At 65.7% G+C, this 17,009-nt stretch carries 16 protein-coding genes; 11 read left to right on the top strand and 5 right to left on the bottom strand.

The genetic code is table 11. The features are described 5' to 3' along the window. The first annotated feature begins 107 nt into the window (after nucleotides 1-107). From QGV55_RS17695 to infC, 4 genes are all read left to right on the top strand, one after another. Entirely contained in the window at nucleotides 108-308 is a 201-nt protein-coding gene (locus QGV55_RS17695) for a DUF4169 family protein (protein WP_281019313.1), read from the top strand. Between the two features lie 61 nt (nucleotides 309-369). Further along, nucleotides 370-2,034 (top strand): acetolactate synthase large subunit, encoded by a 1,665-nt coding sequence (locus tag QGV55_RS17690; RefSeq protein WP_281019314.1) that lies wholly within the window; start codon nucleotides 370-372, stop codon nucleotides 2,032-2,034. 242 nt (nucleotides 2,035-2,276) lie between these two features. After that, nucleotides 2,277-4,223: a threonine--tRNA ligase gene (gene thrS, locus QGV55_RS17685; RefSeq protein WP_281019315.1), complete on the top strand. Its 1,947-nt coding sequence runs from the start codon at nucleotides 2,277-2,279 to the stop codon at nucleotides 4,221-4,223. 104 nt (nucleotides 4,224-4,327) lie between these two features. Beyond that, the gene (infC, locus tag QGV55_RS17680; protein ID WP_281019316.1) at nucleotides 4,328-4,849 is read left to right on the top strand and encodes a translation initiation factor IF-3; all 522 of its coding nucleotides are present in this window, start codon (nucleotides 4,328-4,330) and stop codon (nucleotides 4,847-4,849) included. Between the two features lie 100 nt (nucleotides 4,850-4,949). Here infC and QGV55_RS17675 read toward each other — a convergent pair whose 3' ends face one another. The 5 genes from QGV55_RS17675 to sdhC all read right to left on the bottom strand — a co-directional run bounded on the left by QGV55_RS17675 (nucleotide 4,950) and on the right by sdhC (nucleotide 9,528). Then, nucleotides 4,950-5,708, bottom strand: a complete 759-nt coding sequence (locus tag QGV55_RS17675) for a LuxR C-terminal-related transcriptional regulator (protein ID WP_281019317.1) — start codon at nucleotides 5,706-5,708, stop codon at nucleotides 4,950-4,952. Nucleotides 5,709-6,102: 394 nt separating this feature from the next. After that, on the bottom strand, nucleotides 6,103-6,888 hold the full coding sequence (locus QGV55_RS17670; protein ID WP_281019318.1) for a succinate dehydrogenase iron-sulfur subunit: 786 nt from the start codon (nucleotides 6,886-6,888) through the stop codon (nucleotides 6,103-6,105). A 59-nt stretch (nucleotides 6,889-6,947) separates the two neighbouring features. Next, on the bottom strand, nucleotides 6,948-8,741 hold the full coding sequence (gene sdhA / locus QGV55_RS17665) for a succinate dehydrogenase flavoprotein subunit (protein WP_281019319.1): 1,794 nt from the start codon (nucleotides 8,739-8,741) through the stop codon (nucleotides 6,948-6,950). A 5-nt stretch (nucleotides 8,742-8,746) separates the two neighbouring features. Continuing rightward, nucleotides 8,747-9,136, bottom strand: coding sequence for a succinate dehydrogenase, hydrophobic membrane anchor protein (gene sdhD, locus QGV55_RS17660; RefSeq protein ID WP_281019320.1), 390 nt, complete (start codon nucleotides 9,134-9,136; stop codon nucleotides 8,747-8,749). 2 nt (nucleotides 9,137-9,138) lie between these two features. Further along, nucleotides 9,139-9,528 carry a succinate dehydrogenase, cytochrome b556 subunit gene (sdhC, locus tag QGV55_RS17655; RefSeq protein WP_281019321.1) on the bottom strand — a complete coding sequence of 130 codons (390 nt, stop codon included), beginning with the start codon at nucleotides 9,526-9,528 and terminating at the stop codon, nucleotides 9,139-9,141. Between the two features lie 360 nt (nucleotides 9,529-9,888). On the opposite strand from sdhC, the gene coaBC reads away from it, so the two are divergent. The 7 genes from coaBC (at nucleotide 9,889) to hemW (ending at nucleotide 16,958) form a co-directional block, all read left to right on the top strand. Then, complete coding sequence (gene coaBC, locus QGV55_RS17650; protein WP_281019322.1) at nucleotides 9,889-11,115, top strand: bifunctional phosphopantothenoylcysteine decarboxylase/phosphopantothenate--cysteine ligase CoaBC; 1,227 nt, start codon at nucleotides 9,889-9,891, stop codon at nucleotides 11,113-11,115. Next, nucleotides 11,112-11,579, top strand: a complete 468-nt coding sequence (gene dut, locus QGV55_RS17645) for a dUTP diphosphatase (protein ID WP_281019323.1) — start codon at nucleotides 11,112-11,114, stop codon at nucleotides 11,577-11,579. Before coaBC ends, dut begins: the two co-directional genes overlap by 4 nt. Continuing rightward, the gene (locus tag QGV55_RS17640; RefSeq protein WP_281019324.1) at nucleotides 11,576-12,028 is read left to right on the top strand and encodes an Rrf2 family transcriptional regulator; all 453 of its coding nucleotides are present in this window, start codon (nucleotides 11,576-11,578) and stop codon (nucleotides 12,026-12,028) included. The genes dut and QGV55_RS17640 overlap by 4 nt, the downstream gene beginning before the upstream one ends. A 61-nt stretch (nucleotides 12,029-12,089) precedes the next feature. Next, nucleotides 12,090-13,055, top strand: a complete 966-nt coding sequence (gene cysK / locus QGV55_RS17635) for a cysteine synthase A (protein ID WP_281019325.1) — start codon at nucleotides 12,090-12,092, stop codon at nucleotides 13,053-13,055. Between the two features lie 25 nt (nucleotides 13,056-13,080). Next, nucleotides 13,081-13,950: a 50S ribosomal protein L11 methyltransferase gene (locus QGV55_RS17630; protein WP_281019326.1), complete on the top strand. Its 870-nt coding sequence runs from the start codon at nucleotides 13,081-13,083 to the stop codon at nucleotides 13,948-13,950. A 63-nt stretch (nucleotides 13,951-14,013) separates the two neighbouring features. Further along, nucleotides 14,014-15,789, top strand: a complete 1,776-nt coding sequence (locus QGV55_RS17625) for an aminopeptidase P family protein (protein ID WP_281019327.1) — start codon at nucleotides 14,014-14,016, stop codon at nucleotides 15,787-15,789. Continuing rightward, complete coding sequence (hemW, locus tag QGV55_RS17620; RefSeq protein WP_281019328.1) at nucleotides 15,786-16,958, top strand: radical SAM family heme chaperone HemW; 1,173 nt, start codon at nucleotides 15,786-15,788, stop codon at nucleotides 16,956-16,958. The genes QGV55_RS17625 and hemW overlap by 4 nt, the downstream gene beginning before the upstream one ends. The last annotated feature ends 51 nt before the right edge of the window (nucleotides 16,959-17,009 follow it).

The following is a 17,009-nucleotide window of genomic DNA, read 5'->3' as shown; positions in this document are numbered from 1 at the left end:
GCGCGTAACGTGTGTTTCAACGCATCGATGCCCGGACCACGGGTCTGGTCCGGTGCCGAGTGGATCTGCATCGAACCCAGGCCGGAACGGTCACAGGGAGTGGAGCCATGGCAGAGCTGATCAATCTCCGTCGAGAGAGAAAGAACCGTGACCGCAAGGCCAAGGCCGTGCGGGCTGCGGAGAACAGGGTACTTTTCGGACGAACGGATGCCGAGCGGCGGCGTCAGGAAACCGAAAGCAACAGGCGTCAGGACTTGCTGGACGGCAAGCAACTGGCGAAAGGGGAAACGGAACAGGACGGGGGATGACCTTGCCCGTTCCGGGTCTTGGGGTTTCGCGGTACGGGATGCCGCATTGGAGGGTTGAACAATGAAAGCTTCGGATCTTTTTGTACGCTGTCTGGAAGAAGAGGGTGTCGAGCGCATCTTCGGTGTGCCGGGTGAGGAAAACGCGGACACCATGATCTCGCTGCTCGACAGCAAGATCGATTTCATCCTGTGTCGGCATGAGCAGGCCGCGGCCTTCATGGCCGACGTCTATGGCCGCCTGACGGGCAAGGCGGGTGTCTGCCTTGCCACGCTGGGCCCGGGCGCGACCAACCTGGTCACCGGTATTGCCGATGCCAACATGGACCGTGCGCCGCTGGTTGGCATCATTGGCCAGGCCGGTACCTACCGCCTGCACAAGGAAAGCCACCAGAACATGGACTCCATCGCCATGTTCCGTCCGATCACCAAGTGGGCGCAGACCGTGTCCAACGCCGGTGCGATCCCCGAGATCGTGCGCAAGGCGTTCAAGGTCGCCGAGCAGGAGAAGCCGGGTGCGGTGCTGATCGAGCTGCCCGAGGATCTGGCCAAGAACGATGTGCCGGAAGCCGCCGCCAAGCCGATGAAGCCGGTGCGGACCCGCCGTCCGGGTGCCGACCACAAGGCGATCAAGGAAGCCGTCGACGTCATCCTGGCGGCGAAGAACCCGATGATCCTGGCCGGCAACGGCGCCATCCGGAAGCGCGCCGCGGCGCAGCTCGCCATCATGGCGGAGAAGCTGGGCATCGGTGTGATCAATACCTTCATGGGCAAGGGCGCGGTGCCGCGTTCGTCCGAGTACTGCCTGTTCACCATGGGCCTGCAGGGCAAGGACCATGCGAACGTCGCCATTGATGCCTGCGACACCATCATCTCGGTCGGCTATGACCTGGTCGAATACAGCCCGAGCCACTGGAACAAGACCAAGGGCAAGAAGATCGTGCATATCGACTTCTGGCCGGCGGAGGTCGACACCGACTATGACGCCACCGTCGACGTGCAGGGCGACATCGCCGATGCCCTCTGGCAGGTGAACAAGGAACTGGATGACCGGGGCGTTTCCAAGCCGCCGTTCGACATTGCCAAGGTGCAGCCGCTGCGCCAGCGCATCCTGGACGACTTCGCCATGGAGAAGGACTCCGACGCCTTCCCGATGAAGCCGCAGAAGGTTCTCTGGGACGTGCGTGAGGTGATGGGCGAGGAAGACATCCTGCTGTCCGACGTGGGTGCCCACAAGATGTGGATCAGCCGCTACTACCAGTGCGATACGCCGAACACCTGCCTGATCTCCAACGGCTTCTGCACCATGGGCTTTGCCATGCCGGGCTCCATCGGCGCCAAGTTCGCCAAGCCCGAAAGCCGGGTGCTGGCGATCAACGGCGATGCCGGCTTCATGATGAACGTGCAGGACATCGAAACCGCGGCCCGGCTGAAGCTGAACGTGGTCTGGATGGTCTGGTGCGACAGCGAGTACGGCCTGATCAAGTGGAAGCAGCAGAACCAGTTCGACGGCAAGCATTCGGAGCTGAAGTTCACCAATCCGGACTTCGCCATGATGGCGAAGAGCTTCGGCATCTGGGGCCGTAACCTGACGTCGGCCGCCGAACTCAAGCCTGCCCTGGAAGAAGCCTTCCAGCAGGATGGTCCGGCGCTGATCGCCCTGCCGATCGACTACGCCGAGAACGTGAAGATGACCAAGCGTCTGGGCGAGATCGACGCCGTCATCTGATCCGGCACGTGTCGGGGCGGTGCCGCTGGCATTGCCCCCTGCACGACAGGAATGAAGAGCCGGTCGCGACCTCTGTCGCGGCCGGTTTTTTCTGCTTCTTTCCTGGCGCGCCATGTGTGTCCGGGCAGCGGCGATTGACGCAATTCACCTGCGTCTTCCCGCTGTTCGCTTGACCTTTCACGGCTCCACTCTAAAAGAGCGCAGGTAACTCCGAACCGCTCTTTGACTGAAGGAGAGAGCCGATGACCACCCAGGCCCAGGCCGCGATCAACGTCACCTTGCCCGACGGCAATGCCCTGACGTTCGAGCGGACGCCGACCGGTCTGGATGTGGCGGCAGCCATCGGTCCGGGCCTGGCCAAGGCCGCGCTGGCGGTGAAGATCGACGGTGAGCTGCGCGACCTGAAGCGACCCATCGAGCAGGATGCGCAGATCGAGATCGTGACCGCGAAGTCGCCCGACGACGTGGTGCTGCCCCTGCTGCGCCACGACGCGGCGCATGTGCTGGCGCAGGCGGCGCAGGAACTGTTCCCCGACACCCAGGTCACCATCGGTCCGTCGATCGAGAACGGCTTCTACTACGACTTTGCCCGCGACGAGCCCTTCACGCCGGAAGACGTCGAGGCGATGGAGCAGCGGATGCACGAGATCGTGGACCGCGACCTGCCCATCGAGCGCTCGGTCTGGGCGCGCGACGACGCCATTCGCCACTTCCGCGACCAGGGCGAGCACTACAAGGCGGAGATCATCGAGGATCTGCCGGAGGACGAGCCGATCTCCATCTATGCCCAGGGCGACTGGATGGACCTCTGCATCGGCCCGCATCTGGCCTCCACCGCGCGGCTGGGTCATGCCTTCAAGCTGACCAAGCTGGCCGGGGCCTACTGGCGCGGCGATTCCCGCAACCCGATGCTGCAGCGGGTCTATGGCACCTGCTGGCGCACGGACAAGGAGCTGAAGGCCTACCTCACCATGCTGGAGGAGGCGGAGAAGCGCGATCACCGCCGCCTGGGACGCGAGATGTCGCTGTTCCACATGCAGGAGGAAGCGCCGGGCATGGCCTTCTGGCACCCGAAGGGCTGGACCTTCTATCTGGCGCTGGAACGCTACATGCGTCAGCGGCTGGATGCGGCCGGCTATCGGGAAGTGAAGACTCCGCAGCTTGTCGACAGGAAACTCTGGGAGGCCTCCGGCCACTGGGAGAAGTTCCGCGAGCACATGTTCACCTCCGACGCGGACGAGCGGAACTATGCGCTGAAGCCCATGAACTGCCCGGGCCACGTGCAGATCTTCCGCCAGGGGCTGAAGAGCTATCGCGACCTGCCGATGCGCATGGCGGAATTCGGCTGCTGCCACCGCTATGAGCCGTCGGGGGCTCTGCATGGCCTGATGCGGGTGCGCAACTTCACCCAGGATGACGCCCACATCTTCTGCGCCGAGGACCAGATCAACAGCGAGAGCGCGATCTTCTGCGACCTGCTGACCACGATCTACAGGGACTTCGGGTTCGAGGACGTGCGGGTGAAATTCTCCGACCGGCCACCGGTGCGTGCCGGGTCCGACGAGACCTGGGACAAGGCGGAGGCGGCGCTGCGCGAAGCCATCGAGGAAGTGGGCCTGCCCTACGAGATGAACCCCGGCGAAGGCGCCTTCTATGGTCCGAAGCTGGAGTTCGTGCTGCGGGATGCCATCGGTCGCGACTGGCAGTGCGGCACGCTGCAGGTGGATTTCGTGCTGCCGGAGCGGCTGGATGCCAGTTACATCGGGGAGGATGGCGAGCGCCATCGCCCGGTCATGCTGCACCGGGCCATCCTGGGCTCGTTCGAGCGCTTTGCCGGAATCCTGATCGAGAATTTCGCCGGCAAGTTCCCGCTCTGGCTCTCACCGGTGCAGGCCATGGTCGCGACGATCACCCAGGACGCGGACGTCTATGCGGCCGAAGTCGTGGCCGCCGCGAAGAAGGCCGGTCTCAGGGTTGAAAGCGATCTGCGGAACGAGAAGATCAACTACAAGGTCCGGGAGCACAGTCTCGCCAAGGTGCCGGTCATGCTGGTGGTGGGCAAGAACGAGGCGGAGCAGGGCACCGTGTCCGTCCGCCGACTTGGCGACAAGCGCCAACAAGTTCTTGCCCTTGAAGACGCGCTTGCTATCCTTAAGGAGGAGGCGGTAATGCCCGGCAGTATGGTATAACTGCCGCGTTGCCTCGGGCCGTGCTCTATTCGGCCCGAAGCCACCTTCCGACCTGTAACCTGTTGATCACTGACTGAAAGGGGAAACCCATAGCCCGTCCGCCAATGAATGCCGCGCCCGTCCGGGACGGACCGCGCGCCAACGAACGTATCGAAGTCCGGGAAATCCGCCTGATCGATCACGAGGGGAACAATCACGGGGTCGTCGCGACGGTCGACGCGCTGAAGGCTGCGCGCACCATCGGACTGGACCTTGTCGAGGTTTCCCCGAACATGCGCCCGCCGGTCTGCAAGCTGATGGACCTCGGCAAGTTCAAGTATGAAGCGCAGAAGAAAGCCAACGCCGCCCGCAAGAAGCAGAAGACGCAGGAGGTGAAGGAAATCAAGATGCGCCCGAACATCGATGACCACGACTACGAGACCAAGATGAAGAAGGTCGTGGAATTCATTGAAGAAGGCGACAAGGTCAAGGTGACCATGCGGTTCCGTGGCCGCGAGATGGCGCATCAGAATCTCGGCCTGGACGTGATGATCCGCGTGCAGGAAGAGATGAAGGAAACCGCCAAGGTCGAGCAGCACCCCAAGACCGAAGGCCGCCAGATGGTCATGGTGATCGCACCCCGCTGATCCCCCCGGCCCTGCCGAAAACCACCACCAACTCCTGTCCTCCCCCTGATGGGGGAGGAGCAGAAGCGTGCGGGGTGGTCCTTTGTCCGTTCCCGCAGGGTCAGTTCGTCAGCCAGCCGGAGCGGGCGGCGATGGCGATGGCTTCGGTGCGGTTGGCGGCGTTGAGTTTCTTCATCAGGTTGGCGACGTGAAACTTCACCGTGCGCTCGCTGATCCCCAGGATCTCGCCGATCTCCGCATTGCTGCGGCCCTTCGACATCCAGAGCAGGCATTCCTGTTCCCGGCGGGAGAAGACCATGTCCGCCAGTTCGTTCTCCCCGCCCAGCACCAGATAGTCGGCGATGCTGACCGTGAAGCGCAGCGCCAGCCGGTGCAACTCGTCGGTGGTCGCCTCAATGGTCTCCGCCGCCCCCGCCGGATCGCCCAGCATGAACAGATAGAGCGCCTGGGTCCTGAGCGGCGTGTTCATGGGGATGAACAGATCGTACTTGATGCCGAACCGCTTCTCCAGTGCCCAGATCCAGCGCTGCCGCCGGGTCAGCGCCATCTGTGAGCGCTCGGCCAGGGTGGTGAAGGGGGCATGCCGTTCCGACACCAGTTGCAGCATCGGATCGAAACGGAACATGCGGCGGCTGTAGTAGATCGCCTCGAACGCCTTCAGGAACGCCGGGCCGCGGGACAGGACGAAGGCCTCCCCCGCCGCGACCTCGTCCAGTGGCATGCGCCTGTGGGTGTAATAGACGAATCCCGCGTAGCCCATGGCCCGCACGCGATATTCCAGCGCGTCGCCCAGGTCATCCAGCGAGATGGCATCGGCCATCTGGCGCTCGAACTCCAGATCCGGTCCCTGTCCTGTCATCCGGTTCCCTCCGTCAGTCCCATCCTGATGCAGCCGGAGCCGGAACTGTACCTGTCCGAACGGTCAGGTGTCAGCGTTTCGGTGGGGTGGCGGGGCTGGTGGGCCGCCGGATCAAGTCCGGCGGCGGCGTCAGTGGGGGGATGGCGCAGATGCTACGATACCTCCACAACACCACGTCGCTCTCGGGCTTGACCCGAGAGCCCGGTCTCAGAGGTCTGTGCGGCACTGCCGGGTACCCGGGTCAAGCCCGGGTACGGCGTGAGTCTTGGGGTGGCTGGTGACACATGCAGCCAAGAGAGGGCCGGAACGAGGAACGGCGCATCCGGGAGGATCCGGATGCGCCGTTCAGCGTGGATATCGAAACGCGGGGCGGCCCGTCAGGGGGCCACAGCGCTCAGAGCTTGCGCTCCACCATCATCTTCTTCAGTTCCGCGATGGCCCGGCCGGGATTCAGGCCCTTCGGACAGGTCCTGGCGCAGTTCATGATGGTGTGGCAGCGATAGAGCTTGAACGGATCTTCCAGCTTGTCCAGCCGGTCGCCCGTTGCCTCGTCGCGGCTGTCGATGACCCAGCGATAGGCCTGCAACAGCACGGCGGGGCCGAGATAGCGGTCGCCGTTCCACCAGTAGCTGGGGCAGGACGTGGCGCAGCAGGCGCACAGGATGCACTCGTACAGGCCGTCGATCTTCACGCGGTCATCGCGATCCTGCAGCCGCTCCCGATCCGGCGGGGCCGGCGTCTTGGTCTGCATCCAGGGCTCGATGGAGGCATACTGGGCGTAGAAATGGGTCAGGTCGCCGACCAGATCCTTGATCACCTCCAGATGCGGCAGGGGATAGATCTTCACATCTCCCTTCACCTCCTGGATGCCCTTGGTGCAGGCCAGGGTGTTGGTGCCGTCGATGTTCATGGCACAGGAACCGCAGATCCCCTCCCGGCAGGAGCGGCGGAAGGTCAGGGTCGGATCGACCTCGTCCTTGATGCGGATCAGTGCGTCCAGGATCATCGGGCCGCAGTCGTCGAGATCGACCTCATAGGTATCGACCCGGGGATTCTCGCCCGAGTCCGGGTCATAGCGGTAGATCTTGAACTTCTTCGTGTTGCTGCCGTCCCCGACCTTCGGCCAGGTCTTGCCGTTGGACTTGATCCGGGAATTAGCCGGTAGATTGAATTCGACCATGTCGTGTCCCCCAATCCGGGGCCGGAGAAACTATCCGGCCCGGGAATTCCGGTGCTCGATCAGTAAACGCGCGCCTTCGGCTTCACATACTCCATCTCGTTGGAGAGGGTGTAGGTGTGCACCGGGCGGTAGTCGATGGTGACCTTGCCGTCCTCATCGAACCAGCTCAGCGTATGCTTCATCCAGTTCTCGTCGTCGCGGTCGGAGAAGTCCTCGTGCGCGTGGGCGCCGCGGCTCTCCTTGCGGTTCTCGGCGGAATGCATGGTCACGACCGCCTGACGGATCAGGTTGTCGAGTTCCAGCGCCTCCACCAGGTCGGAGTTCCAGACCAGGCTGCGGTCCTGAACGCCGATCGACGGCATCTGGGTATAGACCTCGTCGATCAGCCCCTTGCCCTCCGCCAGCACCTCGGAGGTGCGGAAGACGGCGCAGTTGTTCTGCATCACGCGCTGCATGTTGTTGCGGATGCGGGACGTCGGCATGTCGCCCTTGGCGTGGCGCATCCTGTCGAAGCGGTCCAGCGCCTTGTTGAGCGATTCCTTGTTGGTGTCCTTGTGCTGGGCACCAGGTTCCAGGATCTCCGAGCAGCGCTTGGCACAGGCCCGCCCGAACACCACCAGATCGATCAGGGAGTTGGAGCCGAGCCGGTTGGCACCATGGACTGAGACGCAGGCAGCCTCGCCGGCGGCCATCAGGCCCGGCACCACCGCGTCCGGATCACCGTCACGCAGCGTCAGCACCTCGCCTTTGTAGTTCGTCTGGATACCGCCCATGTTGTAGTGCACGGTCGGCAGCACGGGGATCGGTTCCTTGTTCACATCGACACCGGCGAAGATGTGCGCCGATTCCGAGATGCCCGGCAGGCGCTCGGCGATGATGTCCTTGTCCAGGTGATCCAGGTGCAGGAAGATGTGGTCGCCGTCCTTGCCGACGCCACGGCCCTCCCGGATCTCCATGGTCATGGCGCGGGAGACGACGTCACGGCTGGCCAAGTCCTTGGCGGAGGGGGCATAGCGCTCCATGAAGCGCTCACCCTCCGAATTGACCAGATAGCCGCCCTCGCCACGGACGCCCTCGGTGATCAGGCAGCCCGCACCGTAGATGCCGGTGGGATGGAACTGCACGAACTCCAGATCCTGCAGCGGCAGGCCCGCGCGCAGCACCATGCCGCCACCGTCGCCGGTGCAGGTATGGGCCGAGGTGCAGGAGAAGTAGGCGCGGCCATAGCCGCCGGTGGCCAGGATGACCATCTGCGCCCGGAACAGGTGCAGGGAGCCGTCGGACAGGTCCCAGCAGAGCACGCCGGTGCAGGCGCCTTCCTCGTCCATGATCAGGTCGATGGCGAAATACTCGATGAAGAAATGCGTGTCGTTCTTCAGCGACTGGCCATAGAGCGTGTGCAGCATGGCGTGACCGGTACGGTCGGCGGCGGCACAGGTCCGCTGCGCGGCCGGGCCCTCACCGAACTCCGTGGTCATGCCGCCGAAGGCGCGCTGGTATATCCGCCCCTCGTCGGTACGGCTGAAGGGCACACCGAAGTGCTCCAGTTCCAGCACCGCGTTGACGGCATCGCGCACCATGTACTCGATGGCGTCCTGGTCACCCAGCCAGTCCGACCCCTTGACGGTGTCGTACATGTGCCAGCGCCAGTTGTCGGGGCCCATGTTGCCCAGCGAGGCGGAGATGCCGCCCTGCGCTGCAACCGTGTGCGACCGCGTCGGGAACACCTTGGTGACGCAGGCCGTGTTCAGCCCGGCCTCCGCACAGCCCATGGCGGCGCGTAGTCCGGCACCGCCGGCACCAACCACCACCACATCGAACTTGTGCTCTGTAATCTCGTAAGCATCTGACATCGTGCTCAACCCCCGAAGGCAATCTTGAGGACGGCAAGCGCGCAGATCAGGGCACCGATCCAGCAGCCGAACGTATTGACGAACATGAGGAACAGCTTCGGCGCATGGCCGTGCACGTAATCCTCGATCACCACCTGCAAGCCCAGCTTCAGGTGCCAGAAGACGGCGACGATCAGCAGCAGCAGCACACCGGCAACCACCGGGTGGCCGACGACGCCATCGGCAGTCAGATAGTCAGCCTTGGTCAGGCGGATCGCCAGCACGACGAAGGCAAAGACCAGCGGCAACAGCGCGATAGCCGTTACCCGCTGCATCCACCAGTGCTCGGTCCCGTCGCGGGCCGAGCCCAGGCCACGGACGTTCTTCAGCGGTGTATTCAGACGCGACTTCTGCATGATCAGCCTCCCCATCCGTAAGCGGCAATCCATGCAAGTACGGTCAGGACCGTTGCCCCGATCACCACCATGTAGCCACTGCGATATACGGACGCGATCTCGAAGCCCCAGCCCGCATCCCAGTAGAGATGGCGCAGGCCGTTGCAGAGGTGGAAGAACAGCGCCCAGGTGAAGCCCAGCATGACCAGCCGGCCGATGATGCTGCCCGCGATCCCCATGACATAATCGTAATATTCCGGTCCGCTCGCCAATGCGACCAGCCACCAGAGCATCAGGATGAGGCCACCGGCCAGCGCAACACCCGTACCGCGATGCAGGATCGACAGCATGGACGTGAGCTGGGGACGATAGACCTGTAGATGCGGTGACAACGGGCGATTCGTGTTCGCCATGTCTGACCCCCTGCTTGCCTGCCACGGGCTCCGGACAGTGCATGTCCAAGGAAGACCACGTGGGAAAATGATGGCGCGCCGTCCGACCCTCGAACGTGCCGTGCCATCCCCCAATCCTCAGCGTGATCGGCGGGAATCAGATTGATGTTTCCGGCCCCCCGACCGCGCAGGAGATCAGTTTGCGGTTACAGGGGCAGTCCTGTCAAACGAAGCTTCGGCCAACCAAGCACTTGTTGATGGTCATCAATCCTTGATCTTTGACGTCGGGGCGGCGGTACGGGACGGCTTCCGGTTGCCGGTGCGGCGCATTCGGGTTTATATGCGATCCACACGCGCATTTCGTGAATTGGACATTTGCCCATGACGGTCCCGATTGGTGCCTCGCCGCTTGCCGGTCGCCGCGTCCTGCTGATCGTCGGCGGTGGCATTGCCGCCGTGAAGGCGCCGGATCTGATCCGGCGGCTGCGCGAAAGGGGGGCCGCCGTGCGCTGCGTGCTGACCCGGGCAGGCCACGAGTTCACGACCCCGCTGGCGCTGTCGTCGCTGTCGGAGGACCGGGTCTTCACGGACCTGTTCGACCTGACCGATGAATCGGAGATGGGGCATATCCAGCTCTCGCGCCAGGCCGACATCGTTCTCGTCGCCCCGGCGACCGCCAATCTGATGGGCCGCATGGCTGCCGGAATGGCGCCCGATCTGGCGGCGACGCTGCTGCTGGCCACCGACAAGCCGGTCATGCTGGCCCCGGCCATGAACGTGCGCATGTGGCTGCATCCGGCAACGCAGCGCAATCTGGCGGTCCTGCAGGGGGATGGGGTGATGGTGGTCGGCCCGAACGAGGGCAACATGGCCTGCGGCGAGTTCGGACCGGGCCGCATGGCGGAACCGCTGGAGATCGTCGCGGCGCTGGAGGCGCATTTCGGACCGCGCCCGCTTCAGGGCCTGCGTGCCCTGGTCACCTCCGGCCCGACGCATGAACCCATCGATCCCGTCCGCTATATCGCCAACCGATCCTCCGGCAAGCAGGGCCATGCCATTGCCGCGGCCCTGGCAGCGGCGGGGGCGGAGACGGTGCTGGTCAGCGGCCCGACGCACCAGCCTGATCCGGCCGGTGTGGAGATCCGCAGGGTCGAGACCGCGCGGCAGATGCTGGACGCCTGCGAGGCGGCCCTGCCTGCGGACATTGCTGTCTGCGCCGCCGCCGTGGCCGACTGGCGGGTCGCGACGGAGGCGGGGGAGAAACTGAAGAAGGAGAAGGGCAGCGGCCCGCCCAGCCTGGCCTTCGCGGAGAATCCGGACATTCTCGCCACGCTGTCGGGACGGGCGAAGGACCGGCCCGGTCTTGTCATCGGCTTTGCCGCCGAGACCGAGAAGGTCATCGAACATGCGGTCGCCAAGCGGCAGCGCAAGGGCTGTGACTGGATCCTGGCCAATGACGTCAGTCCCGCCACCGGCACCTTCGGCGGTGACAACAACAGCGTCACCCTGATCTCGGGTGGGGAGCCGGATGTCTGGCCGCCCCTCAGCAAGCAGCAGGTGGCGGAACGGCTGGCCCGGCGCATCGCCCGGCATCTGGGGCGCGCATGATCCAGGATGTCTCCATCGAGATCCGGCGGCTGGCGCATGGTGCCGACCTGCCCCTGCCGGCCTATGAAACCGATGGCGCGGCGGGCATGGACCTGCGGGCGGCGCTGACGGACGGCAGTCTGACCCTGGACGCACGGGGCGGGCGGGCGCTGGTGCCGACCGGGATCGCCATCGCGCTGCCTGCGGGGTACGAGGCGCAGGTCCGGCCCCGTTCCGGCATGGCACTGAAGCACGGCGTGACGGTGCTGAACACGCCCGGCACGGTGGATGCGGACTATCGGGGCGAGGTGGGTGTCATCCTGATCAATCACGGGGACGCGCCGTTTCGGATCAGCCATGGCGACAGGATCGCGCAGATGGTGGTGGCCAAGGTCGCGCGCGGCAACTGGCAGGAACGCGACGCGCTGGCGGACACGCAACGCGGTGCGGGCGGCTTTGGTTCGACGGGGGGACGATCCGCATGAGGGATGCACTGCGGCTGCCGAAGAAGACCCTCTATGCCCTGGATGCGGTGGTGGACATTGCCTACAACGCCCGGCCCGACCCGGTGCAGTCGAAGGACATCACCGACCGGCAGGGCATCCCGCCCCGCTATCTGGAGCAGGCGATGCAGCAACTGGTGCGCGCCGGTATCCTGAAGGGGGTGCGCGGGCCGCGCGGCGGCTATACCCTGGCGCGGGAACGGCGGCGCATCAGCGTGGCGGAGATCATCCGCATCATCGCCGCAGAGGATGAGGAACAGGACCAGGGCGGTTCGCCGCTGGGTCAGGAGATCATCCGTCCGTTCTGGAGCGAGATTCAGGACGAGATCATGGAGCGTCTGGAGACCGTGACGCTGGAGGATCTCTGCCGTCGCGCCCAGGACGCGGGCGTTGCGCGCGCCAGCCGTGCATCACGGGACTTCACGATCTGACGGTCAGCCTTATCTGATCAACTGAACAGAAGAGCAATCAACTCCGGGGGAGCAGTACATCATGAGTACGGACCAACGTTTCACCGCCCCGCGCGGTCGCATCTACGAATCCATCACCGACACCATCGGCTCGACCCCGCTGGTCCGCCTGAACCGGATCACCGCTGGCGTCGCCGAGGGCGCGCAGGTGCTCGCCAAGCTGGAGTTCTTCAATCCGCTGTCGTCTGTGAAGGACCGGATCGGCGTCGCCATGATCGAGGCGATGGAGGCCGATGGCACCCTGAAGCCGGGCGGTCAGATCATCGAGCCGACGTCGGGCAATACCGGTATCGCGCTGGCCTTCGTCGCCGCCGCCAAGGGCTATCCGCTGACCCTGGTGATGCCGGAGAGCATGTCGGTCGAGCGTCGGCGGATGCTGAAGCTGCTGGGCGCGACCCTGGAACTCACCCCGCCGGAGAAGGGCATGCCCGGAGCCATTGCCAAGGCCAAGGAGATGGTGGAGGCAACGCCCGGCGCGGTGATGCCGCAGCAGTTCGCCAACCCGGCCAATCCCGCGATCCATGTCGCCACGACGGCGGAGGAGATCTGGGCCGACACAGCGGGCAATGTGGACGTGGTGATTTCCGGCGTCGGGACCGGCGGCACGGCCACCGGCATCGGTCGCGTGCTGAAGCAGCGCAATCCGGCCATGAAGCTGGTGGTGGTGGAGCCGGAGGACAGCCCGGTACTGTCCGGCGGCAATCCCGGCCCGCACAAGATCCAGGGTATCGGCGCCGGTTTCGTGCCGGAGAACCTCGATACCGCGCTGGTGGACGAGGTGCTGACCATCGGCAATGAAACCGCGTTCGAGACCGCCCGCCGTCTGGCGCGGGAGGAAGGCATTCCCGTCGGCATCTCCTCCGGTGCCGCCGTCGCGGCGGCGCTGGAAGTGGCGCAGCGGGCCGACATGGCGGGCAAGGTGATTGTCGTGATCCTGCCGTCCTTCGCCGAGCGCTATCTCTCGACAGCACTGTTCGACGGGCTGTGAGATTGCGCAACCGGACGGCAACGGCATGAACGCCACGAACGACAGCGCGGAAGATGCCTACTGGCAGGTCATCACCCTGACCGACCTGCCGACGATGCAGGCGGTGGAGGCGGCGCTGGGCGACCTGCCGCTCTCCACTTCCGTCTTCAAGTCAGAGGACGGACGCTGGCGGGTGACCGCGATCGTCGATCATGAACCCGACCTCGCCCACTGGCCCGTGCCGGGGGAGAGCGAGGTCGCACCGCTGGAGATGCGCGACTGGGTGGCCGAGTCGCAGGCGGCGCTGCCCGCGCTCGACATCGGTCGGTTCCGGGTCCGTGGCGGCTGGGACACCCCGGCCATCACCGGGCGCATCGATCTGGTGATCGAGGCCGGACAGGCCTTTGGCACCGGACGGCACGAGAGCACCGAAGGCTGCATGATCCTGCTGCAGCAGCTCGCCCGGCAACGGCGCATCCGCCGCGTCCTGGATGTGGGCACGGGGGCCGGAATCCTGGCCATCGCCGCGGCCCGGCTGACCGGGGCGCAGGGCGTCGGCACCGACATTGATGCGGTCTCGGTGACCGTTGCCATCGAGAATGCGGAGCTGAATGATGCGAAGCATCTGACGCGGTTCGCCGTTGCCGACGGCACCCGTCACCGGCTGGTGCGTGACGGCGGTCCCTACGATCTGGTCTTCGCCAATATCCTCGCCCGGCCCCTGGCCAGCATGTCGCGCATGATCGCGGGCCATGTGGCACCGGGGGGTGATCTGATCCTGGCGGGTATCCTGACCCGGCAGGTGCCGATGGTGCTGACGCGCTATTGTCGGCTCGGCCTGAAACTGGTGACGCATCACAGGCAGAACGAATGGTCGGTGCTGCGGTTGCGGCGGCCCTCGGGTCGGGTAGGGTAGCAGGCAGATTTCCGATGTGACGGCTGCACCGGCCGACGCCCTTGCCATAGCTGGAGTACAGACGTGTCTGATCGCGTGAACCGCCTGCGGGCGGAGATGCAGGCCACCGGGATCCATGGGTTCCTGGTCCCGCGCAATGACGAGCATTTTGGCGAGTGGGTGCCCGCGAATGCGGAGCGGCTGGCCTGGCTGACCGGCTTCACCGGGTCCGCCGGCCTGGCCATCGTGCTGGCAGAACGCGCCGCCATGTTCGTGGACGGCCGGTACACGCTGGCTGTTCGCGACCAGGTGGATCTGGACATCTTCGATATCCGCCATGTCACCGAGGAGCCGGCAAGCGACTGGCTGCGGGACGTGCTGAAGCCCGGGCAGCGACTGGGTTTCGACCCCTGGCTGCATACGGCGGCGGGCCTGGCGGCAATCGGCAAGGCCGTGGATGCGGCGGGCGCGGAGCTGGTGCCGGTCGCCCGCAATCCCGTCGATCTGATCTGGCAGGACCGGCCCGCGCCGCCGATGGCACCGGTCGTGCCGCATGATCTGGAACGCGCAGGCGAGACGGCGGAGGCCAAGCGCCAGCGCATCGCGGAGATCGTGAAGCAGCAGGGCGCGGACGCCGCCGTGCTCACCCTGCCGGAGTCCATTGCCTGGCTGCTGAACATCCGGGGTGGCGACGTACCCCGCACGCCGCTGCCGCTGGGCTTTGCGGTGCTGCATGGCGATGCGCGCGTCAACCTGTTCATGGACCCGCAGAAGATCACCGACGCGGCCCGCACGCACATGGGCAATGCCGTTTCCATCGCCCCGAAGGCCGCCTTTGCCGATGGTCTGACGGCGTTGGCGGGCAAGCATGTGCTGGTGGACCGGCCCAGCGCCGTGAAGGCGGTGACGGAGCGATTGCGCGACGTGGGCGCGGAGGTGGTGCTGGGCGAGGACCCGACCATGCTGCCCAAGGCCTGCAAGAATCCGGTGGAGGTGCAGGGCAGCCGCGACGCCCATGTCCGTGACGGGGCGGCGGTCGTGCGTTTCCTCGCCTGGCTGGACGCCCATGCAGGCGACGGGTCGGTGGACGAGATCACGGCAGCGGAAACGCTGGAGGGCTTTCGCCGCCGGAATGACCTGATCCGCGACCTGTCCTTCGACACCATTTCCGGCTCCGGACCCAACGGGGCTATCGTGCATTACCGCGTGACACCGGAGACCAACCGGCAGCTTCAGCCGGGGGAGCTGTTCCTGGTGGATTCCGGGGCGCAGTATCTCGACGGCACCACCGACATCACCCGCACCATCGCCATCGGCGATCCCAGCCCGGAGATGCGGGACCGTTTCACCCGCGTGCTGCAGGGCCATGTGGCGCTGGCCATGGCACGGTTTCCGGCGGGCACGACGGGCAGCCAGCTTGATCCCATGGCCCGCGCGCCGCTGTGGCAGGCGGGGCTGGACTTCGACCATGGTACCGGCCACGGCGTCGGCAGCTACCTGAGTGTGCATGAGGGGCCGCATCGGATTTCCAAGGTCCACAGTGCGGTGGCCCTGCAGCCCGGCATGATCGTCTCCAACGAGCCCGGCTACTACAAGGCCGGGGCCTATGGCATCCGCATCGAGAATCTGGTGACCGTCGTGGCGACGGTGATCGAGGGCGGGGAGCGGCCGACACTGGAATTCGAGACCCTGACACTGGCCCCCATCGACCGCCGTCTGATCGTCACCGGGATGCTGACGGCGGCGGAACGGGGCTGGATCGACCGCTATCACGCCCGTGTGGCAGAAACCCTGACGCCGCTGCTGGATGCGGAGACGGCGGGCTGGCTGGCGGCGGCGACGCAGCCCCTGCCGGGATGAAACATGTCGCTGCACCGGCCTTCGGGGTCTATGTCCACTGGCCGTTCTGTGTCTCCAAATGCCCCTATTGCGACTTCAACAGCCATGTCCGTGAAACCGTCGATCAGGACCGCTGGCGTGCGGCGCTGCTGGCGGAGATCCGGGCCTGGGCGGAGCGTGTCCCGAAACAGGCCGTGGACACGGTCTTCCTGGGGGGCGGCACCCCGTCGCTGATGCCGCCTGCCACCGTCGCCGCCGTGCTGGCGCAGATCGATGACAGCTTCGGCCTCGCGGCGGATGTCGAGATCACGCTGGAGGCCAATCCGTCCTCCATCGAGGTCGGGCGGTTCCGGGATTTCCGCAGCGCGGGCGTCAACCGGGTCAGCCTGGGGGTGCAGAGCCTTGACGACAGGGCGCTTCGGTTTCTGGGGCGCGCGCATGATGCGGAGGCCGCGAAACGCGGTATCGCCGTGGCGGCTTCCGCCTTCGACCGTTTCTCCTTCGACCTGATCTATGCCCTGCCCGACCAGACGGAGGCCGAGTGGCGGGCGATGCTGGCCGCGGCGCTGGATCTGGCCGGGGATCACCTGTCGCTCTACCAGTTGACCATCGAGCCCAATACCGGCTTCGCGGGGCAGGTGAAGCGCGGTGTCTTCGATCCGATGGACGACGACCGGGCGGCGGACCTGTTCGAGCTGACGGCCGGGATCACGGCGGATGCCGGTCTGCCCGCCTACGAAACATCGAACCACGCCCGCCCCGGCGGGGAATGCCGCCACAATCTGCTCTACTGGCAATATGGCTCCTGGATCGGTGTCGGCCCCGGCGCGCACGGGCGACCGGTGTCTCAGGATGGCCAGCGCCATGCGACCGCCAACCACCGCAAGCCGGAGGCCTGGCTGGAAGCGGTGGAGGCAGGTGGCACCGCCCTCGCGGAGGCGCGCGCCCTCCCGACGGAGGAACAGGCCGAGGAAGCCCTGATGATGGGCCTGCGGCTGGCGGACGGCATTGCCGGCGACATGTTTCAGGCCCGCACCGGCGGCCAGTCCCTCGACCGCCTGCTGGACCCGACCGCCGCGCACCGGCTGACCGAGGACGGCCTGATCGAAACCATCAATGGCACGCTGCGCGTCCACCCCCGGGGCCGCCTGCTGCTGAACAGCATCACCGGCGCCCTGCTGGGCGGGTGATGTTCCGGAAGCCGCCTACATTGCAATTGCCTTGCCAGGGACCAGATTGGT

Origin of the sequence: Minwuia sp. IMCC3009 (assembly GCF_029909415.1) — a bacterium.
Classification (GTDB): Bacteria; Pseudomonadota; Alphaproteobacteria; order Minwuiales; family Minwuiaceae; genus Minwuia.
This window is presented reverse-complemented; position numbering and strand designations above follow the sequence as displayed.

Excerpts from the sequence above, each read along its gene's own strand:
- sdhD (WP_281019320.1), bottom strand. The coding sequence starts at position 9,136 with ATGCAGAAGTCGCGTCTGAATACACCGCTGAAGAACGTCCGTGGCCTG.
- sdhA (WP_281019319.1), bottom strand. The coding sequence starts at position 8,741 with ATGTCAGATGCTTACGAGATTACAGAGCACAAGTTCGATGTGGTGGTG.
- QGV55_RS17670 (WP_281019318.1), bottom strand. The coding sequence starts at position 6,888 with ATGGTCGAATTCAATCTACCGGCTAATTCCCGGATCAAGTCCAACGGC.
- QGV55_RS17695 (WP_281019313.1), top strand. The coding sequence starts at position 108 with ATGGCAGAGCTGATCAATCTCCGTCGAGAGAGAAAGAACCGTGACCGC.
- cysK (WP_281019325.1), top strand. The coding sequence starts at position 12,090 with ATGAGTACGGACCAACGTTTCACCGCCCCGCGCGGTCGCATCTACGAA.
- QGV55_RS17690 (WP_281019314.1), top strand. The coding sequence starts at position 370 with ATGAAAGCTTCGGATCTTTTTGTACGCTGTCTGGAAGAAGAGGGTGTC.
- QGV55_RS17640 (WP_281019324.1), top strand. The coding sequence starts at position 11,576 with ATGAGGGATGCACTGCGGCTGCCGAAGAAGACCCTCTATGCCCTGGAT.
- QGV55_RS17675 (WP_281019317.1), bottom strand. The coding sequence starts at position 5,708 with ATGACAGGACAGGGACCGGATCTGGAGTTCGAGCGCCAGATGGCCGAT.
- sdhC (WP_281019321.1), bottom strand. The coding sequence starts at position 9,528 with ATGGCGAACACGAATCGCCCGTTGTCACCGCATCTACAGGTCTATCGT.
- coaBC (WP_281019322.1), top strand. The coding sequence starts at position 9,889 with ATGACGGTCCCGATTGGTGCCTCGCCGCTTGCCGGTCGCCGCGTCCTG.
- infC (WP_281019316.1), top strand. The coding sequence starts at position 4,328 with ATGAATGCCGCGCCCGTCCGGGACGGACCGCGCGCCAACGAACGTATC.
- thrS (WP_281019315.1), top strand. The coding sequence starts at position 2,277 with ATGACCACCCAGGCCCAGGCCGCGATCAACGTCACCTTGCCCGACGGC.
- hemW (WP_281019328.1), top strand. The coding sequence starts at position 15,786 with ATGAAACATGTCGCTGCACCGGCCTTCGGGGTCTATGTCCACTGGCCG.
- QGV55_RS17630 (WP_281019326.1), top strand. The coding sequence starts at position 13,081 with ATGAACGCCACGAACGACAGCGCGGAAGATGCCTACTGGCAGGTCATC.
- dut (WP_281019323.1), top strand. The coding sequence starts at position 11,112 with ATGATCCAGGATGTCTCCATCGAGATCCGGCGGCTGGCGCATGGTGCC.